At 68.3% G+C, this 25,898-nt stretch carries 24 protein-coding genes; 5 read left to right on the forward strand and 19 right to left on the reverse strand.

Annotated elements, in window-relative coordinates; genetic code table 11:
* Positions 1-33 precede the first annotated feature (33 nt).
* The gene (locus ABIB25_RS13965; protein WP_354529071.1) at positions 34-936 is read right to left on the reverse strand and encodes an LLM class F420-dependent oxidoreductase; all 903 of its coding nucleotides are present in this window, start codon (positions 934-936) and stop codon (positions 34-36) included.
* 140 nt (positions 937-1,076) lie between these two features.
* Here ABIB25_RS13965 and ABIB25_RS13970 point away from each other — a divergent pair, with 140 nt between their 5' ends.
* Complete coding sequence (locus tag ABIB25_RS13970) at positions 1,077-2,333, forward strand: YncE family protein (RefSeq protein ID WP_354529072.1); 1,257 nt, start codon at positions 1,077-1,079, stop codon at positions 2,331-2,333.
* Here the strand turns inward: ABIB25_RS13970 and ABIB25_RS13975 are convergent.
* From ABIB25_RS13975 to ABIB25_RS14055, 17 genes are all read right to left on the reverse strand, one after another.
* Positions 2,299-3,168 (reverse strand): LLM class flavin-dependent oxidoreductase, encoded by an 870-nt coding sequence (locus ABIB25_RS13975; RefSeq protein WP_354529073.1) that lies wholly within the window; start codon positions 3,166-3,168, stop codon positions 2,299-2,301. The genes ABIB25_RS13970 and ABIB25_RS13975 overlap by 35 nt on opposite strands.
* On the reverse strand, positions 3,165-4,043 hold the full coding sequence (locus ABIB25_RS13980; protein ID WP_354529074.1) for a DUF4438 family protein: 879 nt from the start codon (positions 4,041-4,043) through the stop codon (positions 3,165-3,167). Before ABIB25_RS13980 ends, ABIB25_RS13975 begins: the two co-directional genes overlap by 4 nt.
* Positions 4,040-4,915: a DUF4438 family protein gene (locus ABIB25_RS13985; RefSeq protein ID WP_354529075.1), complete on the reverse strand. Its 876-nt coding sequence runs from the start codon at positions 4,913-4,915 to the stop codon at positions 4,040-4,042. The genes ABIB25_RS13980 and ABIB25_RS13985 overlap by 4 nt, the downstream gene beginning before the upstream one ends.
* Complete coding sequence (locus tag ABIB25_RS13990; protein ID WP_354529076.1) at positions 4,912-6,351, reverse strand: TldD/PmbA family protein; 1,440 nt, start codon at positions 6,349-6,351, stop codon at positions 4,912-4,914. Before ABIB25_RS13990 ends, ABIB25_RS13985 begins: the two co-directional genes overlap by 4 nt.
* Positions 6,351-7,880, reverse strand: coding sequence for a TldD/PmbA family protein (locus ABIB25_RS13995; protein ID WP_354529077.1), 1,530 nt, complete (start codon positions 7,878-7,880; stop codon positions 6,351-6,353). The genes ABIB25_RS13990 and ABIB25_RS13995 overlap by 1 nt, the downstream gene beginning before the upstream one ends.
* The gene (locus tag ABIB25_RS14000; protein WP_354529078.1) at positions 7,877-9,061 is read right to left on the reverse strand and encodes a pyridoxal phosphate-dependent aminotransferase; all 1,185 of its coding nucleotides are present in this window, start codon (positions 9,059-9,061) and stop codon (positions 7,877-7,879) included. The genes ABIB25_RS13995 and ABIB25_RS14000 overlap by 4 nt, the downstream gene beginning before the upstream one ends.
* Positions 9,058-9,834, reverse strand: a complete 777-nt coding sequence (locus tag ABIB25_RS14005) for an SDR family oxidoreductase (protein ID WP_354529079.1) — start codon at positions 9,832-9,834, stop codon at positions 9,058-9,060. The genes ABIB25_RS14000 and ABIB25_RS14005 overlap by 4 nt, the downstream gene beginning before the upstream one ends.
* Complete coding sequence (locus tag ABIB25_RS14010; RefSeq protein WP_354529080.1) at positions 9,831-10,823, reverse strand: dihydrodipicolinate synthase family protein; 993 nt, start codon at positions 10,821-10,823, stop codon at positions 9,831-9,833. Before ABIB25_RS14010 ends, ABIB25_RS14005 begins: the two co-directional genes overlap by 4 nt.
* A gap of 43 nt (positions 10,824-10,866) precedes the next feature.
* Positions 10,867-11,895: a D-2-hydroxyacid dehydrogenase gene (locus ABIB25_RS14015; protein ID WP_354529081.1), complete on the reverse strand. Its 1,029-nt coding sequence runs from the start codon at positions 11,893-11,895 to the stop codon at positions 10,867-10,869.
* Positions 11,892-12,878 carry a Gfo/Idh/MocA family protein gene (locus ABIB25_RS14020; protein ID WP_354529082.1) on the reverse strand — a complete coding sequence of 329 codons (987 nt, stop codon included), beginning with the start codon at positions 12,876-12,878 and terminating at the stop codon, positions 11,892-11,894. Before ABIB25_RS14020 ends, ABIB25_RS14015 begins: the two co-directional genes overlap by 4 nt.
* Entirely contained in the window at positions 12,871-13,518 is a 648-nt protein-coding gene (locus ABIB25_RS14025) for a GntR family transcriptional regulator (protein WP_354529083.1), read from the reverse strand. The genes ABIB25_RS14020 and ABIB25_RS14025 overlap by 8 nt, the downstream gene beginning before the upstream one ends.
* Positions 13,519-13,582: 64 nt before the next feature.
* Entirely contained in the window at positions 13,583-14,710 is a 1,128-nt protein-coding gene (locus tag ABIB25_RS14030; protein ID WP_354529084.1) for a Gfo/Idh/MocA family protein, read from the reverse strand.
* 71 nt (positions 14,711-14,781) lie between these two features.
* Positions 14,782-15,867 carry an ABC transporter ATP-binding protein gene (locus ABIB25_RS14035; protein ID WP_354529085.1) on the reverse strand — a complete coding sequence of 362 codons (1,086 nt, stop codon included), beginning with the start codon at positions 15,865-15,867 and terminating at the stop codon, positions 14,782-14,784.
* Positions 15,864-16,745: an ABC transporter permease gene (locus ABIB25_RS14040; protein WP_354529086.1), complete on the reverse strand. Its 882-nt coding sequence runs from the start codon at positions 16,743-16,745 to the stop codon at positions 15,864-15,866. The genes ABIB25_RS14035 and ABIB25_RS14040 overlap by 4 nt, the downstream gene beginning before the upstream one ends.
* A 14-nt stretch (positions 16,746-16,759) precedes the next feature.
* Positions 16,760-17,701 carry an ABC transporter permease gene (locus ABIB25_RS14045; protein WP_354529087.1) on the reverse strand — a complete coding sequence of 314 codons (942 nt, stop codon included), beginning with the start codon at positions 17,699-17,701 and terminating at the stop codon, positions 16,760-16,762.
* Positions 17,702-17,771: 70 nt separating this feature from the next.
* On the reverse strand, positions 17,772-19,484 hold the full coding sequence (locus ABIB25_RS14050) for an ABC transporter substrate-binding protein (RefSeq protein WP_354529088.1): 1,713 nt from the start codon (positions 19,482-19,484) through the stop codon (positions 17,772-17,774).
* On the reverse strand, positions 19,481-20,494 hold the full coding sequence (locus ABIB25_RS14055; protein ID WP_354529089.1) for an ABC transporter ATP-binding protein: 1,014 nt from the start codon (positions 20,492-20,494) through the stop codon (positions 19,481-19,483). Before ABIB25_RS14055 ends, ABIB25_RS14050 begins: the two co-directional genes overlap by 4 nt.
* A gap of 432 nt (positions 20,495-20,926) precedes the next feature.
* Here ABIB25_RS14055 and ABIB25_RS14060 point away from each other — a divergent pair, with 432 nt between their 5' ends.
* Positions 20,927-21,748, forward strand: coding sequence for an SDR family NAD(P)-dependent oxidoreductase (locus ABIB25_RS14060; protein ID WP_354529090.1), 822 nt, complete (start codon positions 20,927-20,929; stop codon positions 21,746-21,748).
* A gap of 129 nt (positions 21,749-21,877) precedes the next feature.
* On the opposite strand, the gene ABIB25_RS14065 is transcribed toward ABIB25_RS14060, so the two are convergent.
* On the reverse strand, positions 21,878-22,681 hold the full coding sequence (locus tag ABIB25_RS14065) for an SDR family NAD(P)-dependent oxidoreductase (RefSeq protein WP_354529091.1): 804 nt from the start codon (positions 22,679-22,681) through the stop codon (positions 21,878-21,880).
* Positions 22,682-22,869: 188 nt separating this feature from the next.
* On the opposite strand from ABIB25_RS14065, the gene ABIB25_RS14070 reads away from it, so the two are divergent.
* From ABIB25_RS14070 to ABIB25_RS14080, 3 genes are all read left to right on the forward strand, one after another.
* Positions 22,870-23,508, forward strand: coding sequence for a TetR/AcrR family transcriptional regulator (locus tag ABIB25_RS14070; RefSeq protein ID WP_354529092.1), 639 nt, complete (start codon positions 22,870-22,872; stop codon positions 23,506-23,508).
* 10 nt (positions 23,509-23,518) lie between these two features.
* Entirely contained in the window at positions 23,519-24,970 is a 1,452-nt protein-coding gene (locus ABIB25_RS14075; protein ID WP_354529093.1) for a DUF2079 domain-containing protein, read from the forward strand.
* A gap of 349 nt (positions 24,971-25,319) precedes the next feature.
* Positions 25,320-25,880, forward strand: coding sequence for a hypothetical protein (locus ABIB25_RS14080; RefSeq protein WP_354529094.1), 561 nt, complete (start codon positions 25,320-25,322; stop codon positions 25,878-25,880).
* The last annotated feature ends 18 nt before the right edge of the window (positions 25,881-25,898 follow it).

Here is a 25,898-nt window from a genome sequence, read left to right on the forward strand (position 1 = left end):
AAACCTCCCCCCGGGCCGGGGGGCAAACCGGGGTCAGCGACCGGCCGGGGTGATCTTCCCGACGGCCTCGACGAGTTCGGCCATCACCTCGAAGGCATCGGGGGTGTACGGATTCGGGAAGCCGACGAGGGCCTGATCGATGCCGATGGAGGCCAGCTGGCCGAACCGGTCGATCGCCTGCTCCAGGCTCTGGCTACCGTCGGCACCGTCGCGGGTGAACCGGCCCATCCCCAGCGTGGTCTTCTCGATCTCGGCGTAGTCGCGGCCTAGCCGGCTGCAATGGTCCTGCAGCACATCGAGTTTGCCCTTGATCCCGGGCAGCGGCATCTCGAAGATGTTGCAGGCGTCGGCATACTGGGCGACCATCCGGAGAGTTTTCTTCTCGCCCGTACCGCCGATCAGGATCGGCGGGTGCGGTGTACTGACCGCCTGCGGGTGGTTCAGCGGCCGCTGCAGGTCGAAATGCGTTCCGACGAAGGGTGAGTCGTCGTCCTTCCACATCTGGTGCGCGAGCTGCAGTACCTCCTCGAGGTATTCGAAGCGCTCCTTCAGCGGCGGGTACGGGACCCCGAGGCCGACGTGCTCCTCCTCGTTCCAGGCCGCGCCGATGCCGAGGTAGGCCCGGCCACCCGACAGCACGTCGAGCGTGGTGGCGGTCTTGATCAGCACCCCGGGATGACGGTAGGTGACACCGGTGACCATGGTGCCCAACTTGATCTTCTCGGTGACACCGGCGGCGAAGGCCAGCGCCGACCAGCCTTCGAGCATGTCCTCCTCGGGCGCGCCGACCATCTCGATCTGGAAGAAGTGGTCCATCACCCAGAGGCTGGCGATGCCGGCCTGCTCGGCGTCGATCGCCACACTCTTGAAGGTGCTGCCGGTGGACTGCGGCGCACCGGGGAAGTTGAAGGCGTTGACCTGGAGACCCAGCTGCATGAGGTTGATCCTTGCTCGCTCGAACTTGTTGCGGCCGACGGTACCGCCTGCAATCCAACGTAGACCGGAACAGGGCCCGGCCGGCGAGCAGGTTCGGCGAACCATGGGTGGGCACGGAGTCCCGCCGTTAACATCAGGCGATGGGGCGGGTAAAGACATCATCAAGACAGGCGCTGCTGACGCTCTGCGTGGCCGGCGTCGTCACGGCCGGCGGGGTGTTGACGGGTTGCTCGAGCACGCAACCCGGGGACCCGGTGATCGCCCCGTACACCGCACCGTCCGTCGAAAGCCTGACGGCAACGTCCCTGGGTGCGCCGAAAGCCGCACGTGTCGCTGCGATCTCGCCCGATGGCAAGACTGCCGCCGTGCTGGCCGGCCAGCGGCTCTGCCTGGTCCCGACGGCAATGGCCGACACGCCGGCGAGCGGACGCTGCCTGGACGACAAGGGGATCGGCAACGCCAGCAACCTGGTCAGCTTCTCCGGGAACGGGGCCACCGTCATGGTGATGCCGAACGTCCAGACGCTGTCCTCGGTCCCGCTGTACCTGGTGTCCACCAGCACCGCGACGGCCATCGCTGTCGCGGCGCCGACCTCCCCGTCCGCGACAACCTCGAGCCCGAGCACGTCGTCCGCGAAGACCACGTCGACGACGAAGTCGTCGACGCCCGGCTCGCTGTGGTTCAGCGGGAACTGGAACGAGAGCACCGGGCGGTTGATCGCCATCACGCTGCCGGCCGGCAACACCCAGGCCATGCAGGTCGTCGAGATCGACCCGGCGACCGGGAAGGTCACCGTGCTCGGCCCGGCCGCAGACCCGAAGGACTACCTCTCGGGACCTCCGGTGGTCGGCGGCTCGGTGCTGCTGTACCCGATCGTCAACACTTCCTCCAGCCGTCGATCCAACCTGATCGTGTTCGACCTGACCACCCACCAGCGGCGTGAGCTGGTCGACGTCACACCGGTCGGAGTCGGGACGATGCGGGTGGTCCTGAGTCCGGTGGTCATCTCGCCCGACGGGACGAGGGCTCTCGTGGCCGTGCAAGGGGGGTCGGCGAATGCCCGGTACCCGGCGCAGGTGCTCGACCTGACGACCGGCGTGTTCACCGCCCTGCCCGGCAACACGTTGCCGCAGGCCGCGGCCTACTCACCGGACGGCCGGCTGCTCGCGGTGCTCCAGCTGAACGGACGGAGTTCCGAGCTCGCCATCACCGCGACGAGCGTCGGCGACGCTGGCGCGAAGGGCAGTACCGACACGACCGACCGCGTCGTCTCCACCGTCACCGGAACCAGCACCCTCGGCCCGGCGTCGATGCGATGGTCGCGGACGAACGTGCTGAGCCTGAGTTCGCTCGGCTACACCCTCAGGGGCGAGCTGGCCGGCTGGACGCTGCGGTAGTGATCCTGGTCCTGAGCCCCTCGAGCCACCCCGGCTCTGGTTTGGCCGTCTCGATCCACCAGGTGGCTCCCGCTTCGGCGTAACCCGGCAGCTCCGCCGCCACCTCGTCCGGATGCTCGGCGACCTCGGCCCAGACCGCGAGGTCGAACCCGTCGAGTCGACCGCGTTCGGCAAGTACCTGGTCGCGGACGCCGGCGATCTCCTCGGCACTCGGGCGGGACAGCCGTCCGTCGGCCCAGGTGATGGGCACGGCGCCGTCCCAACGGGCTGCGCGACTCATCGGTCTGCGCCGGGGCAGGGTGCCACCGACCCAGACCGGAATGCGTGGCCGTTGTACCGGCCGTGGCTGGAAGGTCACCCCGGAGACCTGGTAGTGCCGACCCTGGAAGTCGACCCGCTCTCCGCTCCACAGTCGGTCGAGGACATCCAGTCCCTCGTCGAGCATCTCGGCCCGGAGCACGGCATCGGTTTCATCGCCGAACAGGCCGAAATCGCCCTGGGCCGGGGATCCGATGCCCACTCCGAGGATCAGCCGGCCGTTGCTGAGCAGGTCGAGGGTCGTGGTCTGCCGGGCCAGGACCGCGGGGCGCCGCCGGGACACCGGCGTGATCATCGTGCCGATCCGGATGTGTTCGGTGCGGGCCGCGATCAGGGCGAGCAGCAACCAGGGGTCGATGATCGGCGGACCGTTGCCGTCGTTGGCGAACATCAGGTGGTCCCAGAGGAAGAACCCGTCGAAACCTGCTTCCTCGGCAGCGATCCCGAGCTCGACCAGCTCATACGGATCCTCCGCGAAACACGGTGCGGCCAGTGCCCGCTTGATACCGGCGGTCATCTCACGCCTCCCCACTGCGCCAGCAGCGCAGCGGTGACGCCGACGTGGTCGTCCGGCGCCGACGTGACCTCGATGACCTGCTGCGGGACGCACATGATCGGCATCAGTCCCGGGCCGAGCCCCGCGCGGGGGCTGGTGGTGGTCACGACCACCCCGACGGTGACCCAGCCGCGCCGATATCCGGCGTTGTGCCGGACGTCGAGGTCGTCCACCGCGACCAGATCCCCGAGCCGCAGACCCTCGAGCCCGACGGCGGCCGCCGTGGTCGCGTCCACCTGGAGGTCGAGGTCCCACTGGTGCGCGGGACGCCCGATGCCGTTGCCGATGAGCTTGGACGGAACGCGGCCGCGCACCCCCGCGGTGATGCCGGCGCCGTCGATGACGACCGAGAGTGTCGGCAGCACAGCGGGATCGACGTTGAGCAGCTGACCGCCGAGCGCAGCGATCGGGTCCGGGAGCCGGGAGCCCTGACCGAGGGCGCGGACCACCATCACGTCACCGGGTACCAGTTGCGCGAGCACGTCCGGCGGGAACCAGGCGAGCACCCGACCCTGCTCGCCCCGCTTGCCCAGGACGGCGCCCACCGCACCCGCGGCCGCACCGGCCCGCACGGTCACCCGGTTACCGAGGCAGGCGAAGGCGGTCAGGGCATGTCGCGCGGCCTGTTCCGGATGGATCAACGAGACCGCCGGGCTGGCGTGGTCGGCGTCGAAGCCGAAGACGCTGTCGCCCAGGTGAAGTCCGAGCACCACCCCACCCTCGCCGGTCGGCACGTAGGGCCGCCCGTCGGCGTCCGTCAGGTACGGGTTCCCGTCGAGACCGGGATGCTCGACGATGCCGAGGGCATTGATGGCGAGCAAGGTAGGGGCATTCATGCGGACACTCCCATGGCGGCAAAGGCGTTGCTGAGGTTGGCCCCCGGGTCGTCGACCACGTCGAAGGCGGACGTCGGGCCGGACAGCAGGGTGCTCGGTCCCGGGCCGTGCCCGAAGAGGCGGCAGTGCCCGGTGCTGATCACCCCGATCGTCGTGTAGCCGGGCCGATAACCCCGGCCATAGCGGTGATCCTGATCCTCGAGCACGACGACGTCGCCGATCCGCAGCACCTCCAACCCGAGCGAGAGATCCTCACCCTGGCCGGCGTAGGCACCCATCAGATCGGTGTTGGCGTACTCGGAGTACATCCCGGTCCCGGCGCCGACGGCCTCCGCGGGCACCCGGGCCGCTACCGGGACCCGTAGCCGGCCGTCTGCCCCGGTGGTGATGCCCAACCCGTCGAGCAGGTCGGGATCGGCGTTCTTGACGACGATCTCGCGATGATCGGTCAGTTTCAGTCCCTGCCCGTAGGCGTGCACCACCACCTGGTCGCCGGTGCACATCTGCTGCAGGTCCGACTCGGCGAAATCCGTCAGGACGTAGGCATGCTGCCCGATGACGCGACCGGCGGCACCGGCGACGGGTCCGGTGCGCACGGTGACCACGTTGCCCACACACGTCAGGAACTGCAGCGCCATGTTGGCCCGCTCCTCGCGGTGCCGGATGGACAGGCCGGGTTCGAGATGATCTGCGGCGTAGCCGGTTGCGTCGTCACCAGGGTGGACGCCGAGGGTCACTCCGCCCATCCCGGGGAGAACGAATGGGGCGCCGTCGGCGTCGGTGCGGTAGGCGTGCCGATCGCCCAGGGCGGGCCAGACCTCACCGGTCAGGATCTGCATCAGCAGGCGATTCCGATTGGTGGACAACGTCATGCCGTCATTCCTTCTCTCTTCATGAGGATCGGAGCGGCGCCGAGCCGGAATCCGTTGGCCCGGATGGCCGGGGCGGTGGTGGCGCCGTTCCAGACGTTCATCACCGGGACGGTCCTGGCGACGTCGGCGACCCCGTCGACCCCGTCGAGGAGCGCGAGAACCGATTGGGTGAAACGTATCCCGGCCAACGGACGGCCCAACCGGCCGTTCACGATCTCGAAGCAGGCATCGCGGGTGACCCCGGTGATGGTACCGGCGGTACGGTCGACCAGTCGGGTGTACCAGAAGCGTTGCAGGTACACGCCGCGTTCCACCCCGGCGATCAGCTCGGCCTCGGTCGACGTGCCGGTCCGCATGACGATGTTGGCGGCCCGGGTCTCCGGAACCTCCTCCCGCGCGATGTGGGCGTGCCCGCTGGACCGGACCCCCAGCTGGGCAGCGGTTCTCAGGTCGGTGACCGGCGAGCCGACGACACCGGCCCCGAAGAAGGGCACCCGCCTCTTGGGTACACCCTCGATGTCGAAGCCGATGGGCAGGCCCAGATCGACGAGGGCGTCGTCGGCGACGTCGACCAGTTCGCCGGCCACCTTCCGGCCGGCGGACGTGGACCACAGTCCGACGCCGGCCGCGGCCAGCTCACCGGAGAATCCGAGGCCGGGCAGGAACTCGAGCAGTTCCGCCGTCGCCTCGGGACCGAGGACAACGGTGTACTCACCTGACGTCGGCTCGCCGCGGCCGCGGCCGGCCACCGCCTGTGCCACGGTGTCGGAGACGGCCCGGCCCAGGTGCAGGCGGTCGGCACTCCGGCCGAGATCGATGAAGTGCGAGGTGCTGTCGTCGACGGCGACGGTCAACCCGGCCATCGCCTCGGTGGCCGCCGTCGCCCGGGCGATCCCGTCGCTGGTGACCACCACCAGCTGGTTCAGGGCCCGGCCGATCATGCCGGCGGCCGAACCACCGGCCGCCGCAGCCGAGTCGATGGCATCGCGGACGACCGCCACCCTGGCCCCTTCGTCGAACGCGGCAGTACTGCTGTGCCGCAACAACTCTGCGGGTAACGCTGGCGTATCGGGATGGTCCGTGACCGAGGCCACCACCGCCCGGCCGGGCGACGAGGCAGTGGCCGCCAGGGATCTGGCCATCCGGATGGCCTCGATGGCTGCCCGTTCCAACCCGCGCAGGCTGCTGGTGGCGGCGCGGGCGGCGTGGCCGTCGACCACCGCCCGCACCATCACCTGGAGTTCGGTGATGTCCTGGGGCTGGTGGATCCGGCCGTCGGCGAAGCGGGTGTACTCGCCCGTGCGACCCAACACGAATGCGTCCATCGCGTCGGCGCCGCCGCCGTTGACCACAGCGGCGAGACGTTCCAACGCTTCGTCCCGGTCGACCGCGGGAGCAAAGGCGCCCGATGCGAAAGCATCTGCAGGCGTCGACATCACGCCACCCCGATCCGCTGCTGACGGACCAGCACGGGCGCGGCGCCGTGGGAAAGGAAGCCCCACTGCTTGGGTTCGCCCTTGCCGCAGGGATACCCGAAGTTCCGGACCTCGTCCGGTCCGGCCACCGCCTCCACCGCACCCCAGAACTGCGGGGTGACCCCACCGTAGGAGAAGTTCTTCAGCAGGCGCCCGCGGCGGCCACGCTTGACCTCGTAGGCGATCTCGCTCCCGAACTGGAAGTTCAGCCGACGATTGTCGATGGACCAGCTCCGGTTGTCGTCGAGGTAGTAGCCGTCGCCGAGCCGATCCAGCAGTTCGTCCAGGGTGCCCTCGCCGGGTTCCAGGTGGACGTGGGTGGAGAAGCACACGGGCAGGTAGGCCCAGCCGTCACTGCGGGCGGCACCGGTGACCGGCAGACCGGCGCGGGCCGCGGAGTCCCGCGAGGACAACGTGTTCCGCACGATGCCCTCGACGATCAGCGGGGTGCGGACCGCCGGAGTGCCCTCGTCGTCGAAGGCGAACGTGCCGCGGGTGCCCGGGACGGTCGGATCGGACGTGATGTTGACCGCGGGCGATCCGTAGCCGAATCGCCCGACATCGGCCACCGACAGGAACGAGGTGCCCGCGAAGTTCTGTTCGTCGCCGAGCATCCGGTCCAGTTCCAGCGCGTGGCCACAGGACTCGTGGATCTGTAGCGACACCTGCTGCGCCCCGATCACCAGGTCGGCGGTGCCGGCCGGGGCCACCGGAGCGGTCAGCAGGGCGACCGCCTCCTCGCCCACCCGCACCGCGTTCCCTGGCATGTCAAGGCCGAGCACGAACTCCCAGCCGGCGCCACCGGTGTTGCCGTGGAACGAGTTCGGGAAGCTCCGGCGTTGCACGTCGTGGCCGTCGGCGGCGGTGGCCACCATCATCGCACCGGACTCCAGCAGATGCTGGTGCTGCCGCGAACCCTCCGTGTCCGCATAGTGGCGATGCTGACGTTTGGCATTGACACCGGCCTGCGCATCCCGCACGGCCGAAGGTCCCGTCATCCCGGAGAGCAGGTCTGCCAGCAGCGCATGGCGCTCGGCGTCGCTCACCGCGAACGGATCGGTGAGCACCGCAGTGCGGTACCCACCCGAAGTCCCTGCCCTCGCCGGAAGCCGGACCGGCGGGCCGAGTCCGACACCGGCCCTGGCCACGGCCACCGCGCGACGAGCGGTGGCGACCGCGTCGCCGTCGCCGATCAGCGGGCGGGAGGCGAAACCCCAGGCCCCGTCGACCAGGACCCGCACCCCGATGCCCAGATTGTGCTCGACCCGCTCGTCCGGATCCGCGCCGCTGCGGTGGTAGAGGCGCAGTTCCTCGGCCTCGATCAACCGGACGTCGGCGAAGTCCACGTCGCCACCGAGGGCGGACAGGGCCTGCTCCAGCACCTTTGCCGCGCCCGCATCGTCGGCCATGTCGCCCCAGGCGTTGGCCGCGCCGTCCGGCTGGCCGATCGACTCCGGTCGGTCGGAGATCGGTGTCGTGGTGTGCGTCATGGCCTTGGCTGCCCTTCGAGGGAGTCGGTGGTGAGGAAGCCGGCGATCTCGGTGAGTCCACGTTCGATGTCGGACGGCGCCGCGGCCAACGAGATCCGCAGATGGCCCTCACCGGCCGGCCCGAATGCGGACCCCGGCGCGGCGGCGATCCCGCGCTGCGCCAACAGGTCCAGTGCGAACCGCACGCTGTCGGCCACCCTGCCCGGCAGCGTCAACCACAGGTAGAAGGCTCCCGACGGGACGGCGTGTTCGAGCCCCAGCGACGTGGCGGTCGCGACCGCCGCGTCCCGCCGGGACCGGTAGGAATCGCGCATGGTCCCGACCTCGTGCTGGGCCCCACCCAACGCTTCCACCGCGGCCCACTGCACCGGTGTGTTCACCGAACTGGCGATGGTTTCCTGCACTCTGGTCATCCGGGCGATCAGCTCCGGCGACCCCACCGAGTAGCCCACCCGCCAGCCGGTCATCGCGTAGCTCTTGGACAGCGAGAAGGCCGTCACGCAGGGCACTCCGGGAGCCGTGAGCGCGAAGGTGGTGTTCGGGCGGTCGAACCACAGCTGGTCGTAGCACTCGTCGGAGATCACCCAGATCCCCCTGGCCGCCGCCCATTCGCCGAGGGCGGCCTGCTGCGCGTCGGTGAAGACGGCGCCGGTGGGGTTGGACGGCGTGTTGAGGACGATCGCCCTGGTCCGGGAGGTCACCACCGCATCGAGGCTCGCGGGGCCGGCGAACGAGCCGCTGACCGGATCGAGCCGGTACCGGACGGGACGTGCCCCCACGGCCAACGCGAGCGAAGCCAGGTTGGGCCAGCCCGGGTCCGGTACCAGGACGTCGTCGCCGGAGTCCAGGATCGATCGGTAGGCACTGTGCAGTCCGCCAACGCCGCCGGCCGTCACCAGCACCTGGGCGGGGTCAACTCCCTCCCAGTGGTTGTCACGGGACAGCTTGTGGCAGATCACTTCCCGCAGCTGCGGGAGCCCGGCGCTGGGCGCATACCGGGTCAGACCCCGCCGTGCGGCACGATCCGCTGCCCGGACGATCCGCTCCGGCGTCGGGAAATCCGGCTCGCCGAGCTGCAGATGCACAGCACCCGGTGTGGCCCATGCTGCGGTGGCCAGCGCCCGGATGCCCGACGGCGGAATCGATGCCGACTCCAGCCCGAGCGCCGGCAGCGCGCTCACCAGGTGCCCCTCGCCTGGCCGCCGTCACAACTCAAAAAGCTGCCGGTGACGTAAGAGCCGGACTCGGACGCGAGGAACAGTGCCACCGCGGCGAACTCGCGTGGATCGCCGTAGCGGCCGGCCGGGATGCCGGCCGCACTCGACGCACGAACCTCTTCGACCGACCGCCCCTCGCGCTGCGCCCGTGCAGCGTCGAGGGTGGCGACCCTCGCCGTGTCGATCCGGCCCGGCAGCACACCGTTGACGGTGACACCGTCGGGGGCGACGGTGGCCGAGACCGTCTTGAGCCACGCAGTCAGCGCCGACCGGCCGCCGTTGGAATACGCCAGCTCGGGCAGGGGCTCCCGTACCCCGGAGGACAGCACCGCGACGACGCGGCCCCAGCCCTGCGCGCGCATCCCGGGCAGCAGCCGGGTGGCCAGGTCGATCGGGGTGACCGCCAGCAGCTGCAGCGCGTTGCGCCATCCCTGCGCGTCGGTCCGATCCGGCGGGCACGGCGGTGGGCCGCCGGCGTTCAGGATCAGCACGTCGACGCCGCCCATCATCGCCGTGGCGGCCTCGGCGATCTGCTCGGCGGCAGCGGGGTCGGCCGCGTCGGCGGCCGCAACGTGCACCGCGGCATCGGGATGTTCGAGGCGGATGCGGGCCGCGGCCTCCTCCAGGCGGTCCCGGTTCCTGGCCCACAGCAACAACTCCGCCCCCCTGGCGGCGAACCCTTCGGCGATGGCCAGCCCGAGACCGGAACTCCCGCCCCCGACGACGACGCGCGTCATGCCGACACCGTCGACTGTGCCGACACTCCCGACACGGTGGGCACCGTCAATGCGGCCCGGGACGGCGTCAGATCGACCCGGCGAAGGACCTCGTCCAGTTCGGCCAGGGTGATCCCGTCGAGATCCGGACGCAGATTGCGCGTCCGCGCGCAGGTGATCACACCGCGACGGCGCAGCACCTCCTTGCGGATGCCGAGGCCGACGACCGGCTGTCCCTCGAAGGAGATGTACGGCAGGTAGCGATCGAAAAGAGCTGCTGCCACCGTGAGATCACCGGCTTCCACCGCCAGCCGAAGGGCCCGCAGGATCTCCGGGAAGGCGAACCCGGTCATGGTGCCCGATGCCCCGCGCCGCAGCTCCGCGTAGGCGCTGACGCCGCCGAGGCCCCCGAAGACCATCAGGTCGGGGCGGGCCGCGAGCAGCCTGGTGATCTTGGGTGGGGTGGGCGGGTCTTCGAGCTTGACGGTGGTGCTGCCGGTGGCGTCCAACGCGGCGAGCAGCGCTGAGACCGGCAGTGGCACACCGGTGGCGGCCGGTTCGTCCTGCACGATGACGGGCACACCGGCGCCGGCGCAGGCCGCCCGGTAGAACCCGGCGATCTGGTCGGTGTCCTTGAGCAGGGTCGGCGCCGACACCATCACGGCCGAGGCTCCAAGTGATACGGCACGCGAGATACGTTGCGCCGTCAAGCTGGCCGACGGTGACGAGCAGCCGACTGCGACCGGGATCCGTCCGGCAGCCGCGCGCAGGATGCCGGTCAGCACGTCGTCGCGCTCGACGTCGGACAGTGCCGAGACCTCGCCCATCACACCGAGCACGGTGATGCCGTCCACGCCCCAGTCGGACGTTGCCTCGACGATGCCGGCCAGGCCCGCGGGGTCGACGGACCCGTCCGGGGTGAACGGCGTCGGGCTGACGAACCACGTCCCGGACAGCGCATCCATCTCGCCGGGCTCGGTCACGCTGGTGGGTAGAGGTGTCGATGACATCGTCGGTGCTCCCATTCGGTCTGGCTCGTCATCAGGAGGGAGGTCAGTAGCCACGGTCTGACCCGTACACGTTGCGCAGCGGCTCTCCGGCCAGGTAGCGGCTAAGGTTGTCGATGAAAAGTTCAGTGAGAACTGCGTTCTCGTCGGCGGCGGTGGAGGCCGAGTGCGGAGAGACCAGCACGTTCGGCAGGTCCCAGAGCGACGAGTCCCCGGGCAGGGGCTCCTCCATGAAGACGTCCAGTGCCGCACCGGCCAGGTGCCCCGCGGAGAGGGCCGCCGTCAGTGCCGACTCGTCGATCACCTGCCCCCGGGCGATGTTGACGACGATGGCGCCGGCCGGTAGAAGGCCGACCCGGTCGGCGTTGATCAGGTTGTTCGTCCCGGGCGTCAGCGGGCAGGTCAGCACCAGGATCTCGCTGTCGGGCAGTACCGCATCGAGGTCGTCCGTGCTGACGACCCGACCCGGGATGCCGTAGGTCCCGCCCGGTCGGCCGACCCCGGTCACGTGGACCCCGAGCATCGAGAAGAGCTCGGCCACCCGATGGCCGATCGAGCCCAACCCGACGACGGTCGCCCGCCGCCCGGACAGTTGGCCCGAGACATGGCGCTCCCAATGGTGTTCCCGCTGCGCGGACAGCAGACCCGGGACGTCCTTGACGAAGTGCATCGCGCCGGCCACCGCGAACTCGGCCAGCGGCGTGGCGTGCGTTCCGGCGGCGGTGGTGAGGATCAGGGCACCGGCGTCGAGCTGGTACCGCTGCACGAACCCGCCGATCCCCGCGCTGGTGGCCTGCACCCACCGGAGCTTCGGGGCAGACGTGAGCAGTTCTCCCGGTGCGCGCCAGTCGAAGTCGAACGCGATGTCGGCGACGGCCAGCATCGATGACCAGCGGGCGTCCTGTTCCGGGGTCAGCGTGGGCCGGATTCCGCCATGGTCGTTGCCATACCGGGTGGTGGGCAGCAGTTCCGGGTCGTAGAGCACTTCGCAGGGGACTGCCGCGGCGATCCTCTCGACGTGCTGCGGCTCGAGGTAGGTGGAGATGAGGATCTTCGGGTGGGACGGGATGGTCAAGACGAGAGCCTGTCTGTGATGGAAGCGCGCACCAGATCCATGGCGAGCGCCTGGGCCAGCGCGTCGCCGGTGGCGAGGTGCTGCGGCGCGACGCTGCCGGTGATGACGGACTGGATGTGGGTGATGGCGTGCTGGAACGCCGAACCGGCTGCGGCAGGCCAGGAATCCTCCTGGACGCCGTCCGCCCAGAGCTCGACGGTGTCGAAGCCGCGCGGGTGGAACGGGTTGCTGACCCGCAGCTCGCCGGCGGTGCCGATGATGCGGGTGAAGGTCGAGGCCGGGCGATGCAGACCGGCCGAGAGAATCAACCGTCCGACGGGGAAGTCCACCACGGCGGCCATGTCGCGATCGACCCCGTCGAATACCGCGTTCCCGCTGGCCCGCACCGGCTCCGCACCGAAGAGCAGCCGTCCGAGCCGCAGCGGGTAGCAGCCGACGTCGTACAGCGCTCCACCGCCCCGTGCGACGTCGAGGCGGATGTTGGCCGACGAGCCGACCTGGAAGTGGAACTCGGAGATGATCTCGGACAGGTCACCGATCCGGCCGTCGGCGATCAGTCCGGAGATCAGCGCGGTCTGGGGGTGGAACGGGAAGACGAATGATTCCCAGAGCAGTCCACCCACGGGTACCGCGGCCAGCAGACGCTGCGCCTGCGCACCGTCCAGTGCCATCGGCTTCTCGCACAGCACCACCTTGCCGGCGGCCAGCGCCGCCGCCGCCCACTGCGTGTGCTGGTCGTTGGGCAGCGCAAGGTAGACGGCCTGCACCTCGGGGTCGCCCAGGACCGCGTCGTAGGAAGAAGAACGCTCGACCTGGTGCTGGGCCGCCCACTCCGCACCCCGGACGTCGGATCGGGAACCGACCACCACCGCCCGACCACCGGCCCCCCGGAGAGCCGGCAGGAACGCGCGGGCGGCGATGTTCGCCGTGCCCAGGATGCCCCACCCGACCACCGGGCCGACGCCCGCCGAGACCTCAACCATGAGTGGGGTCCAGGTAGTGCAGGCGGAGGGCGGCCAGCGCCACTGCCGAGTCCTTGCGCTTGAAGGCGGTGATCAGCTTGGTGTGCCGACGCACGGCCTCCACCATGTCGATGCCCTGGCGATCCAGCGACGATCGCATCAGTGCTCCCATCTGACCGTTGAGCGTCGACCACATCTCGACGATGCGGGGGTGGTTCCCGGCCTCCACGATGACGCGGTGGAAAGCGGTGTCGGCCACGACGATCCCGGCCAGATCCTCCTTGTCGCAGGCCAACTGCATCACCCGGACCGCCTCCGTCATGTCGACCACCAGCGCTGCCCTGGCGCTCTCCCAGACCTCGGCGAGCCCGGCCGATTCCAGGACGAACCGGGCGTAGCAGGCTTCGGTGACGTCCTCGGCCGACATCCGGGTGACGAAGGTGCCGCGGCGCGGCAGCACCTCGATGAGTCGTTCGGTCTGCAGCTCGCGCAGCGCCGCCCGCACCGTCGTGCGGCTGACCCCGAACTCCTCGGCCAGCGGGATCTCGACCAGCGGGGTACCGGCCGGCAGGTCGTTGTTGAGGATCCGGGAACGCAGCACCTCGTGGACCGATTCGGGCAGGGAGAGGTGCCGGAAGCCCTGGCTTGCGTTCTTGATCATCTGGTCCCCGTTCATCGGTGCGGTCGGCCACGTTCTGCACGCCGATTTTCGCATTCCATGGCCGTCAGGCCGACGACTCCAGCGGGAAGTCGACCCAGGCCCGGGTGCGGTGGGCACGCTCGAAGGCGTTGATCGTCTGCTGCACCAAGGCGCCCTGGCGGAAGTCACCCTGGTTGGTCGGGCCGCCGCTGAGGATCTCGTCGGTGAAGTCCCGCAGCACGTTGGAGTAGAACAGGAACGGCCACGGCTCGGTGGAACTGCCGCCGGCCGGGAAGAACCGTTGCGGGATATCGAGTTCGACGAACTCGACGGAGTCCTTCTTCGCCGCCTTGATCGTCTGGCAGATGCCGAACTCCTCCACCAACCGGACGATGATCGCCCCTTCGGACCCGTAGATCCGGACCTCGATGCCGGGGTAGTTCCCGACCGTCACGAACGACGACTGCACGGAGGCCAGCCGGCCGTGGCCGAACTCGGCGATCCACATGTCGCCGTCATCGATGTTGACGCGCGTCATCTCGCCGGTCTCCCGGACGATCCGGTTCGGTACGAAATTGCGCATCGTTCCCACGACGGACTGGAGCGGCGCGTCCATCCACCAGTGCATGATGTCGATCACCGGAGCGCCGTAGCCCTCGATGGAGGAGACCTGGATGACGTCGGGATCGGACGTGTCGCGCAGTTGCCGCAGCGGCGTCTGGGGATCGAGCCACTGGCTGTTCTGCTCGAAAGCGTTGAGCATGTATGGCTCGCCGATGTAGCCCTGCGAGATCAGCTCCGCGGCATACATCGTCGCCGGCGCGTAGCGGAAAGTGAAGCCCAGCTTGGTCTTCAGGCCCTTGCTCTCGGCCAGGTCGGCCGCGGCGATGACCTGGTGGTAGTCCGAGTGGACCGGCTTCTCGCACAGCACGTGCTTGCCGGCTTCCAGCGCGGCCCAGGACACCTCGAAGTGCATCCTGTCGCCGGTGACGACATCGATCACGTCGATGTCGGGATCCTCGATGAGCTTGCGGTAGTCGGTCTCCAGTCGCTTGATGCCGAACTCGGCGCCGGCGGCGGCCAGGGCCTGCTCGTCCGTGTCGGCCAGCGCGACGACCTCGACCCGCGGGTCACGCTGCCACCCGGGGATGTGCGAGCGGATGGCCCAACGACCGGCGCCGACGACGCCGACCCTCAACTTGTCCTGCGGCACAGTATTTCTCCTGTCGATGGTGCGCCGCAGACCGCGGCGTCTTCGTTGTTCCAGCGATTGCAAGCGGGGCGTCAGTGCGCGTGCACACCGACGATCGGGAGGGACGGTCCGGCGGCTGCAGGCACCGGCGCCAGGCCGGCCGCCAGGTCGAGTTCGTCATGTCGGCGACAGCGGACCCGGCCCGTGTCGCCGGTGTGCAGCAGGTCGGTCGGCCACGTCCCGCACGCGTCCTCTGCGAACGGGCAACGCGGCTGGAACCGACAGGTCTGCGGCAGGTCGACCAGCCGCGGCGGAGAGCCGGTGATGGTGGTCAGCGGCTGATCTCTGGCCACAGCGCCGGGCAGGGATTTCAGCAGGGCTGCGGTGTAGGGGTGCTGCGGGCGACGCAGGATGTCCTGTGTCGCAGCCATTTCCACCAGCTGTCCGGCGTACATCACGCCGACCCGGTCGCAGATCTGCGCGATCACCGACAGGTCGTGGCTGACCAGGACGAGGCTCATCCCGATGTCGCGCTGCAGGTCGATCAGCAGCGAGAGGATCTGGTCCTGGATGATCACGTCCAGCGCGGTGGTCGGCTCGTCGGCGATCAGCACCTTCGGGTTACCGGCCAACGCGATCGCGATCAGCGTGCGCTGCAGCATGCCACCGCTGAACTGGTGCGGGTAGTCGCGAAGGCGCTTCTCCGGCACCGGGATGCCGACCCGGCTCATCAGTTCGATCACGCGTTCCGCGGTGGCGCCCTTGGACAGCTTCTGATGTGCGGTCACCGCCTCGGCGATCTGATCCCCGATGCGCTGCACCGGGTTCAGCGACGTCATCGGATTCTGCGGGATCATCGAGATGTACCGACCCCAGTGCTTGCGCATGCCGCGCCGGCCGAGGTCGAGGGCGTTCCCGTCCAGCACGCCCGGGTACCGGACCGAGCCGGTGTGCGATGCCTGTCCGGACGGCATCAGCCCGAGCAGGGACCGGCACGTCACCGTCTTGCCGGAGCCGGTCTCCCCGACGATGCCGAGCACCTCGCCCTGCCGCAGTTGCAGCGAGACGTGGTCCACCGGTGTCACCACCCCCGACGAAGTCCTGATGGTGACGCAGATGTCGTCGGCCTCGAGCACGACTGGTCGGACCCGTCCGGTCAACGGGGCAAGCGAGCTCATCGGTTCGTCCTCAGCATGTCGGCCAACCCGTCACCGATCAGGCTCAGCGCCACGCCGAGCACCACCAGCGCCGCTCCGGGCATGATCGAGAGGTACCAGTTGGACAGGATGAAGTTCTGCCCCTCGGCGATCATCGAGCCCCACTCCGGGGTGGGCTGCGGGATGCCGACCCCCAGGAAGCCGAGAGAGGCGCCCAGCAGCACGTTTCCGACCGCGTCGACCATTGCGAAGATGATCACGCCGGGCAGGACGCTCGGCAGGATGTGGGCGAACATGATGCGCAGGTTCGAGAAGCCGAGGGCCGTGGCCGCGACGACGTAGCCGTACCGCTTGGCCGACAACGTCTGTCCGTGCGAGATCCGCGCGTAGCTGACCCAGCTCACCACCCAGAGGGCGATGAACAGGTTGATCAGGCTCGAGCCGAGGCTGGCGATGATCGCGATCACCAGGACGATGAACGGGAAGGCGAAGAACAGGTCGACGATCCGCATGATGATCGTCTCGGTCCGCCCACCGACATGCCCGGCGATCAGACCCATCAGCGTGCCGACGACCAGGGTGACGAAGGTTGCGGCGAAGGCGATCGCCAGGTCGTAGCGGCCGCCGTAGAGCACCCGGGCGAAGACATCCCGGCCGAATTCGTCGGTCCCGAACAGGTGCCCGGGCGAGAACATCGGGAGAAGCGGGTTGAGCGCGTCGATCTCGATCGGGTCGTATCTGGTGAACAGCGGCGCCCCGACGCACAGCACGATCATGATCAACAGGAGGAACGAGCCGAACAGCAGCGAGAACCGGCCGCGCAGCCGTCTGGGCATCGGAATGCGACGGCGGGTGCCGGTCTTGGCGATACGGGTCGCCGGGCGGGCCAGGATGGACATCTTCTCCCCCCTTCTCAGGCCACCGCGAGGCGCGGGTCGATGGCGACGTGGACCATGTCGGTGAGCAGGTTGACGAGCAGCACGAACACCGCGAAGACCAGGGTCAGGCCCTGCACCACCGGGTAGTCCCTGGTGGACACCGAACTCACCAGCAACGAACCGATACCGGGGACGGAGAAGACGTTCTCGATGACGACGGTGCCGCCGACCAGGAACGCCAGGTTGACGCCGAACACCACCACCACCGACATGCCGGCATTGCGCAGGATGTGCCTGGACACCACCCGGTGCCACGGAATGCCCTTGAGCAGAGCGGTTGTCACGTAGTCGGCCGTCATCGCCTCGATCACGCTGGCCCGCAGCGAGCGGACCAGCACCGCCGAGAACGGGACGGCCAGGGTGATCGACGGCAGGATCAGGTGTTGGATGTGGCCGAGGAATCCGTCGCCGAACCCGTTGATCGGCAGGATCGGGATCTTCACCCCGAACACCAGGATCAGCAGCACGCCGAGCAGGAAGCCGGGCAGGGCGTAGCCGACCAGCAGCAGCACCCTGGTGGTCTGGTCGAAGATGCGGCCGCGGTGCAGGCCGGCGTACAGGCCGACCGGGATGGCCAGGGCCGCGGTGAAGATCCCGGCCATCACGATCAGGAACAACGTCCGGCCCAGACCCTGCCAGATCAGATGCCCGACCGAATCGCCGATCGAGTACGAGTGCCCGAACGAGCCACTCAACGCACTCTTCACGAAAACCCAGTACTGGTAGAGGATTCCGCGATTCAGACCGAGGTTGGTGTTGATCGCGGCCGCCGCTTCCGGCGTGTAGTGGTTGCCCAGGATCAACGTCGCCGGGTCGCCCGGCACGATCCGGATCAGGACGAAGGACACGATGGTGATGCCGATGATGATCGGGATCATCTGGACCAGCCGGCGCCCGAGACCTGCGAATCCAGCCATCATGTCCTCCGTCCTGGTCCGAGATGGGTTACTACCGAATGGAAGTGGTTTCAGTGCTGACCAGTGCTCGTCAGTGCTTGTCCACGGTGAGCGTCAGCAGCGAGTCGTTGTAGTTGCCGAGCGGGGAGACGTTGAAGCCGGTGACCCACTTGCCGGTGGCGTAGCGGTAGGGCGGGTAGTTGATCGGCAGATAGGGCGTCTGGTCCCAGACGATCTGCTGGATCTGCTTGTACATCGCGGCCCGCTTGACCGGATCGGTCTCGGACCGGGCGTCGTTGGTCAGCTTGGTGGCGGTGGCGTCGCTCCAGTAGGTGTCGAACGAGCTCGACCCGGCCTTCACGTCGACGCCGAAGGTGACAACCTCGTCAGGATCGATGATGTCGTTCGTCCAGTAGCGCTCGCCGATGCCGTAGTCGCCGGTCTTCTCCTTGCCGTAGGCCGTGACCAACTCGTAGGACTCGATGTTCACCGTGATGCCGATCTTGGACAGCGAGTCCTTGATGACGACCGCCTCGGCCTGCCCGGCCGCGTCACCGCTGACCGTGATCAGGTTGGTGGTGAAACCGTTCGGGAAACCGGCCTCGGTCAGCAGGGCCTTGGCCTTGGTCAGATCGACTGCGGGCTTCGGCAGGGAATCGTTCCAGTACAACATCTTGTAGGGCATGAACGAGGTGGCCGGAGTGCCGGCGCCCTGGTAGGCGAGCTTGTTGATCTGGTCGAGATCGACCGCGTAGCGGACCGCCTGGCGGACCTTCACGTTGGAGAAGTACTTGTTCTTGGTCGAGAGCTGGATGAAGTCGACGCGGGTGGACGGGAACAGATTGACCTGGAGCTTCGGGTTGGCGTTGATCTGGGCGGTCAGGTTGCCCGGCGGGTTCTCGATGACGTCGACGGCGCCGCTCTGCAGGTCCAGCACCCGGGTGTTGTCATTGGTGACGATCTTGATCTTCACGTTCGTGATCTTGGGCTTGGTGCCGTAGTAGTTGTCGTTGCGCTTGAGGTCGACCTCGGTGTCCGGGGCGTAGGCGCTGACGACGAATGGACCACTGCCGACCGGGTGCGTGAAGAAGGCGTCACCCTGGGCCTCGACCAGCTTCTGCGGCAACGCGGCGAAGGCATACATGGCCAGGTCGGCCAGCAGCGGCGCGTGCGGCTTGGACAGCTTGACGACCACCGTCTTGGGGTCGGGAGCGGTGACACCGGTGACTGCCGTGATCAGGAAACCCCAACCGCCGTCGTACTTCTTGGACCGGTTGATCGACCAGGCCACGTCGGAGGCCAGCACCGGCGAGCCGTCGGAGAACTTCGCGTCCCGGAGGTGGAACGTGTAGGTCAGCCCGTCCTTGGCGATGTCCCAGGAGGTCGCCAGGTCCGGGACGATCTTGGTGCCGGTCGGGTCGGCCTGCACCAGCCGGCTGTACAGGGTCTGATCCAGCCAGATCGACTCGTTGACCGAGCTGACCTGCGGATCCAGCGTGTCGACCTTGACCGGGTTGGCGATGATCAGGGTGTCGACTGCGGAGGCCGCCGCCGTGGCCGGGGCGACCGCGCTGCCGGCCGGACCGGCCGCGCTCGTCGCGGAACTGCCCGCTGCCCCGGTGGCACCGGCGGCTGCAGAACTGGGCGAGGTGGCAGCCGTACTGCTGCTGGAACTGCAGGCGCTGAGCACCAGGGACCCGGTGACCAGACCGGTCAGGGCGACCAGGCCGAGCCTCCGGGCCGGGCGCCGGAACAGGCGGCCGTGGTGCGCGCCGCCCGTCGAAGCCGGTGAAACTGCAGTCATGACTTGTTCTCCCTCGAACTTGGTGGGGACATGGGCGTTGGCGGGACATTCGAAGAAGGCAGAGCCGGTGGGCTCGGCTCCGCAGGCGGGCCGCTGTGCAGGTGGCAGGCCACGGTTCGACCGGCCAGGGGACGGATGGTGAGAGGGACCTCGCGGCGGCAGATGTCCATGGCCTGCGGGCAACGGGGGTGGAACACACAACCAGGGGGCGGTGAGATCGGATTGGGCATGTCGCCGCCGAGCGCGGCCTGCCGCGGGATCTTGCGCAGGTGCAACTCGGGTGCGGCTTCCAGCAGCGCCTTGCTGTACGGGTGCAGCGGGCGGGTGAACAGGTCGACGGTACTCGCCTGCTCGACGACGCGCCCCAGGTACATGACGGCGATCTGGTCCGAGAGTCGTTGCACCACAGCCAGATCGTGGGTGATGAAGACGTAGGTGAGACCGAGGTCGCGCCGCAGATCGGAGAACAGGTTGAGCACCTGCGCCTGTACCGAGACGTCGAGGGCCGACACCGGCTCGTCCGCGACGATCAGCCGCGGCCTGACGGCCAGGGCCCGCGCGATGCTGACCCGCTGCCGGCCACCGCCGGAGAGCTGGTCCGGACGCTGATCGATCAACTCGGCCGGGAACCCGACGGTGCCGAGCAGCCGCTGCGTCTCCTGCTTGCGCTCCCTGGGTGACGAAGTGCCGTGCACGGCCAGCACTTCTTCGATGGACGAGCCGACCGAGCGGTAGGGGTTCAGCGTCGAATACGGGTCCTGCAGGATGATCTGGATCTTCTGCCGCAGTTCCTTCGACCGGGCACCCGAGGCGCTGAAGATGTCCTGACCCTCGAACGCGATGGCGCCCGACGTTGGTTTCTCCAGCCGCAGCATCAGGCGGCCGAGGGTGCTCTTGCCGGAGCCGGTCTCGCCGACGACGCCGAGGGTCTGGCCCTGGCGAACCTCGAGACTGACCCCGTCGACCGCCTTCAGCGACGTCCCGGCTTCGTTGCGGAGCCGCGCCCCCATGCTGCGGCGGACCTCGAAGTGCTTGGACAGGCCGGTGGTACGCAGCAGAACCGGTGCGGTGTCCTCGGTTGTACTCAGCGGACCTGCCTCCGGGTGGATGTGGCGTTTCGGATCTTGATGGCACTTCGTGGGCCGATGGCCGGGCTCTTCCAGGTGCGACCGGACGGGCCGGTGCGGCGATGGATGTGAACGTAGGTCTTCTGTCGACAATTGGTCAATGGGTTCAGTGGAAGTTTTTCTGCGCGAAACATTCAGCTGCCGTGAGTGGCAAACGGGTGACCCTACCGCGTTTCGTACGAATGACTTTGCGACACAGCGCTTCCAGAGCAAGGTGCCGCTGATCCTGCAAACGTTGTCAAGGCTGCCGCTCTTGTCTGATTGTCGACAATGCGTCTAGTGTCGTCCCATCGCTCCCGAGGAACAGAGGCTGACGTGAACGTTGCTTACGACTTCTCCGGCAAGGTCGCCGTGGTCACCGGCGCCGCCCGCGGCGTGGGACGGGAGATCGTCGGAGCCTTCGTGAAGGCTGGCGCACAGGTGGTCGCCGCCGACCGTGACGCGGAGGGCCTCGCCGTCACCTGTTCGCCGTTCGGCGATGCCGTGGTGTCGGTGGTCGGTGACGTGAGCACGGCGGAAGGGGCGCTCTCGATCGTTTCTGCCGTAGAGGCGTTCGGCCGGTTGGACTTCTGCGTCAACAACGCTGCTGTCGCACCGCATGCGAGCCTCCTCGAGGAACGCGCGGAGGTCTGGGACATGGTGTACGCGGTCAACTGCCGCGGTACCTTCCTGATGACGCAGGCGGCCGCGCGCGTGATGATCGAGCAGGGTGAAGGCGGTCGGATCGTCAACTTCTCGTCCGGGGTCAGCAACCGCGGATCGGCGGGGGCCGCCGCCTACGCCAGCAGCCGCGCTGCCACCGAGAGCTTCAGCCGAGTGGCCGCCATCGAGCTCGCTCCCCACGAGATCCTGGTCAACTGCGTCAGTCCCGGGCTCATCGACACCCAGCCGAAGCCGCTACCGCCCTCGATGGCGCAGAGCCTCGCCGCCCGCATCCCGGCCCTCCCCCTGGCGAGGGCCGGGAAGCCGGAGGAGGTGGCGAACCTGGTGCTGTGGCTGTGTTCCGACGGGGCCGCCTACATCACCGGCGGGCTCTACAGCGTGGACGGCGGCGCCGGCGTCGGCGGCCGGGCCGGTGCGCCGATCGTCGACGAGGACATCCGCTACGACTGGGTCACCGGCCGCATCCGTCCCTGAATGCGCCGAGGGACCTGGCGATCAGGACTCGGAACGCAACACGACCACGCCGCTGCCTTGGATGCCGCCCGGACAGGGCAGTTCGAGTGCTTCCCGCCTTGTCAGTTACTCGGTCAGGCTCACGCCGGACTACATCCCCATCCCGCCGTCGACGGCCAGGCCGGTCCCGGTGATGAATTTGGCACCGTCGGAGGCGAGGAAGACGACGGCATCGGCCATGTCGTCGACCTGGCCCAGTCGGCCGAGCGGAGTCGCCGCGATGACGTCGCCGGCGGCCGCCTCCGGGGAGGGCGCGAGGCCCATGGCCGCATGCGCGACCGCGAGGTTCTGGCCCATCTCGGTCGGGACGAGGCCTGGATAGATGCAGTTGACCCGCACGCCGTAGCCGAGCTTGCCTGCCTCGAACGCGGCGACCCTCGTCAGGCGATCGACGCCGGACTTGGTCGCGGAGTAGACCGAGATACCCGGGAACGCGATGGTGGCGGCCACCGAGGCGATGTTGATGACAGCTCCGCCGTTGCCCGCGGCCCCGCCCGGCTTCATCGCCAGGAAGGCGTGCTTGAGGCCGAGCATGGTGCCGAGAAGGTTGACGTCGAGCATCTTGTGGATGTCCGCGGGGTCGAGATCGATGATCAGGCTTGAGATCTCGAGACCGGCGTTGTTGACCAGGATGTCCAGTCCACCGATCTGGTCGATGGTGCCGGTGATGGCCTCGCCCCACCTGTGCTCGTCGGTGACATCCAGGTGGACGAAGCCGGCAGTTGCCCCGGTGGCCGAGATGGCATCCGCCGTGGCCTTTCCGGCCTCGATCTGCAGATCACCGATCACCACGGAGGCGCCGGCGGCGGCGAGGGCCTGCGCCATGCCGGCCCCCAACCCCTGGGCTCCACCTGTGACAAGGGCCTTGCGCCCGGTCAGGTCGTACACGCTCATGGACAACTCCTTTTCCTTCGTCTTCGTTGACGTGATGCAGGTCATGATGCAACCATCTCTGGACAGTCGTCAAGGATTTCCTTGACAGTTGGCCAGATAAATCGCCGTGAACGGGGTACTGCCGTCTACGGTCGGTTGATCCACAGCCAGGGGTGGGACAGCCACGGGTAGGACAGGAGGCGGTGCGCGTGACGCAGGTGGTGCATGCCGGTCGCGCGCGGGTCACCCGCCGCCAGATCGACAAGTTCGCCGAACGGCGCGATCAGCTGGCCGACTCGGCCCTGCTCACTCTCTCCGAACTGGGCTACGCGCGCACCAGCCTTCGTGAGATCGCCCAGAACTCGAACTTCTCGCACGGAGTGCTGCACTACTACTTCAGCGACAAGGTCGAACTGATCCTGCACTGCGTGCGCAGGTACAAGACCGAGTGCGTGACGAGGTACGACGAGATCGTCGCCTGCGCAGCAACTCCCGGCGAGCTGGCCGCCGGTTTCGGCGAGGCGATGGCCGCCACCCTGCGCAACGAGGCCCACCTGCACCGGCTCTGGTACGACATGCGGTCGCAGAGCCTGTTCGAGCCGTCGTTCCGCACCGACATCCTGGAGCTCGATCACGGTCTCGAGCAGATGATCTGGCGCATCGTGCTGAGGTATTCCGAGCTGGCCGGGCGGCCGCTCGCGGTGTCGCGGTCGATCGCGTACGCGGTGTTCGACGGGCTGTTCCAGCAGGGCTTGCTCAAACACCTGTGCGGCGACGAGCAGGCGGTCCAGGACCTGGCCTCCAGCGTGGAAAACGTGCTACTCGGCCTGGTGCTGGTTCCCCGATAACCTTCAGGACATGTCCGAGACGCCCGAGCTGACCAGCACCCGCCCCCAGCGGGCCGTCTCGCGCCTTTCGAAGTCGGGCGCTCCTGCAAGGTCTCGATCAACGGCGTCGGACGCAGCGGAACCCGCCACTTCGCGGCTGCAGGCCGTACTGCCATGGGCGGTGGCCGCCGCGTTGACGGTCTTCTATGCTGCCGTCTCTATCCGGCGGCACGCGCAGCTGCTGACCAGTGCCTACGACCTGGGCATCTACGACCAGGCGGTCCGCTCGTACTCGCACTGGGGCCTACCGTACAACTCCATCCAGGGCCCGCACTTTCTCGTCCTTGGTGACCACTTCTCCCCGGTGCTGGCGCTGCTCGCCCCCCTGTACTGGATTCACGACTCACCCGCCACGCTGCTGGCCGCCCAGGGCTGCCTGATCGCGATCGGTGTGGTGCCGCTGATGAAGTGGGCGCACCGCTCCGTCGGGCTGGGCGCGGCACTCGTCGTCGGATTCGGTTACGGGTTCAGCTTCGGCGTGGCCAACGCGGTGACCTTCGACTTCCACGAGGTGGCTTTCGCGGCACCGCTTCTCGCGTTTGCCGCGGTAGCGTTCGGTGACGGCCGGCTGACAGCCGCAGTGGTCTGGGCGGCCCCGCTCGTCTTCGTCAAAGAGGATCTCGGCCTGACCGTGGCCGTGCTCGGCCTGCTGGTCGCCTGGCGGGGGCGCCGGTTGCTCGGTCTGCTCACCACCATCGGCGGTGGACTGGCTTCGGCGTTGGCGGTCCTCGTCATCATCCCGGCGTTCAATCCGTTGGGACACAACACCAAGACGTCGAAGTTCGGCACGTCGATCGTCCACCAGGCCGCAACGTTGCTGACCCCGGACATCAAGATCGTCACGCTGGTCCTGCTCCTGGCGCCGACCGTCTTCCTCGCCGTGCGATCGCCGATCATCGTCCTGGCCGTGCCGACCATCCTGTGGCGGTTCCTCGCCACCGACCAGGCGTACTGGGGCGTGCAGTACCACTACGGTCTGGTGCTCATGCCGATCGTGTTCGCCGCCTTCGTCGACGTGCTGAGACGCCGCGAGTCGGGCATCCGGTGGATCCTGGCGGCGAGCGCTGCCGTCACCCTGTACCTGGTCCCGCAGAACGGATTCGCGCCGGCCTTCACCTCGACCCTGTGGACGACGAACCCCGCGACGGCCGCCACCCACGCCCTGCTGCAGCGGATCCCCGATGGGACAACCGTCGCAGCGTCCAACCAGCTCGTCCCGCAGCTCACCGACCGCGAGCACGTGACGCTGATCGGCCGGACGCTGCTGTCGGTCTCGCAGCCCGAGTACATCGTCTCCGAGACCGCCAACCTGGGCTTCCCGCTGGGGACGGACGGACAACTGGCCTGGCTCGCCGACGCCAGGAACCACGGCTACGTGGACATCGGGTCTGCCGGGACCGTGGTTCTGCTGCACCGGGGGTGAGACGATTGCAGTTCAACGGTCGTGTTGAAGGAAGAACGTCGTATCAATCATGCGAACTGGCGACTCAACGGCCGCGTTGAAATCCAGACCGGCTTGGCATATAAAGCGGGCGGCGCACAGGCCCATTGATTCTTACCCTGTTCACCAGCCCTGTGTTCGACTTCTGCGACACTTTGTCTCATAGATTCTCGATTTTTTGCATAGATTGGATCGTGAGGAACGCTGTGCGGCCGTCATTCTCCCGGCGTACGTTCTCGATCGACGGACCGCCGGAGTCTCCGTCCCCCACGCGGGAGCCTATGACGTGATACCGCTCGTTCCTGGACATGCCGATGAGTCGGGTGTTGCCGTGCCCTCCGTCGTCGGACCGCGCCTCAGCCAGCCAGCGGCAGAAGTACTCGTGCGCTCGGTGGCGGCATCGATGGCCGACCGCATGACGGCGTGGGCGGCGGCTCCCGTCGATGCGGCCGATGCCGTCGGAGCGAAGACCACGCTGGATTGGACCGAACTGCTGCGTGCACTGGACGACGATGCCCGACAGGAGCTGGCCCGACACGCCCTCGACGCGGCCTTGGAAGTTCTCGATGCGGACCCGGCCGTCGCGACGACCTTGCTACCGGGCACCACGGCAGCCGTCCGGGCCGAGATCGCCCAGGGGTGTCTGGCCGTTCAAGAGCTGCGAGACTGCGGATTCATGGTGGCGGAGGTGCAGATCCCGGTCTGGGAGCGCCTCCTCGATGCAGAGCGACGTGCGGTCCCGATGACGTCGCTCGAGGACGACGAGGCAGTGGAACGACGACGGGTCGTCCTGTCCGAGCTCGGACTCACCGAGCGAGAACTACCCCGATACCGGAACGACCTGAGGGTGTCCGCCGTTCCCGCTCTCGGTGACGACGTCCTGGCCCGGTAGGCGTGCCGATCCGGCCGG

Origin of the sequence: Nakamurella sp. UYEF19 (assembly GCF_040546275.1) — a bacterium.
Classification (GTDB): Bacteria; Actinomycetota; Actinomycetes; order Mycobacteriales; family Nakamurellaceae; genus Nakamurella.

Bases quoted from the DNA above. Each gene is read 5' to 3' on its own strand.
- ABIB25_RS13965 (WP_354529071.1), bottom strand. From the start codon at position 936: ATGCAGCTGGGTCTCCAGGTCAACGCCTTCAACTTCCCCGGTGCGCCG.
- ABIB25_RS13970 (WP_354529072.1), top strand. From the start codon at position 1,077: ATGGGGCGGGTAAAGACATCATCAAGACAGGCGCTGCTGACGCTCTGC.
- ABIB25_RS13975 (WP_354529073.1), bottom strand. From the start codon at position 3,168: ATGACCGCCGGTATCAAGCGGGCACTGGCCGCACCGTGTTTCGCGGAG.
- ABIB25_RS13980 (WP_354529074.1), bottom strand. From the start codon at position 4,043: ATGAATGCCCCTACCTTGCTCGCCATCAATGCCCTCGGCATCGTCGAG.
- ABIB25_RS13985 (WP_354529075.1), bottom strand. From the start codon at position 4,915: ATGACGTTGTCCACCAATCGGAATCGCCTGCTGATGCAGATCCTGACC.
- ABIB25_RS13990 (WP_354529076.1), bottom strand. From the start codon at position 6,351: ATGTCGACGCCTGCAGATGCTTTCGCATCGGGCGCCTTTGCTCCCGCG.
- ABIB25_RS13995 (WP_354529077.1), bottom strand. From the start codon at position 7,880: ATGACGCACACCACGACACCGATCTCCGACCGACCGGAGTCGATCGGC.
- ABIB25_RS14005 (WP_354529079.1), bottom strand. From the start codon at position 9,834: ATGACGCGCGTCGTCGTCGGGGGCGGGAGTTCCGGTCTCGGGCTGGCC.
- ABIB25_RS14010 (WP_354529080.1), bottom strand. From the start codon at position 10,823: ATGTCATCGACACCTCTACCCACCAGCGTGACCGAGCCCGGCGAGATG.
- ABIB25_RS14020 (WP_354529082.1), bottom strand. From the start codon at position 12,878: ATGGTTGAGGTCTCGGCGGGCGTCGGCCCGGTGGTCGGGTGGGGCATC.
- ABIB25_RS14025 (WP_354529083.1), bottom strand. From the start codon at position 13,518: ATGATCAAGAACGCAAGCCAGGGCTTCCGGCACCTCTCCCTGCCCGAA.
- ABIB25_RS14035 (WP_354529085.1), bottom strand. From the start codon at position 15,867: ATGAGCTCGCTTGCCCCGTTGACCGGACGGGTCCGACCAGTCGTGCTC.
- ABIB25_RS14040 (WP_354529086.1), bottom strand. From the start codon at position 16,745: ATGTCCATCCTGGCCCGCCCGGCGACCCGTATCGCCAAGACCGGCACC.
- ABIB25_RS14045 (WP_354529087.1), bottom strand. From the start codon at position 17,701: ATGGCTGGATTCGCAGGTCTCGGGCGCCGGCTGGTCCAGATGATCCCG.
- ABIB25_RS14050 (WP_354529088.1), bottom strand. From the start codon at position 19,484: ATGACTGCAGTTTCACCGGCTTCGACGGGCGGCGCGCACCACGGCCGC.
- ABIB25_RS14055 (WP_354529089.1), bottom strand. From the start codon at position 20,494: ATGGGGGCGCGGCTCCGCAACGAAGCCGGGACGTCGCTGAAGGCGGTC.
- ABIB25_RS14065 (WP_354529091.1), bottom strand. From the start codon at position 22,681: ATGAGCGTGTACGACCTGACCGGGCGCAAGGCCCTTGTCACAGGTGGA.
- ABIB25_RS14075 (WP_354529093.1), top strand. From the start codon at position 23,519: ATGTCCGAGACGCCCGAGCTGACCAGCACCCGCCCCCAGCGGGCCGTC.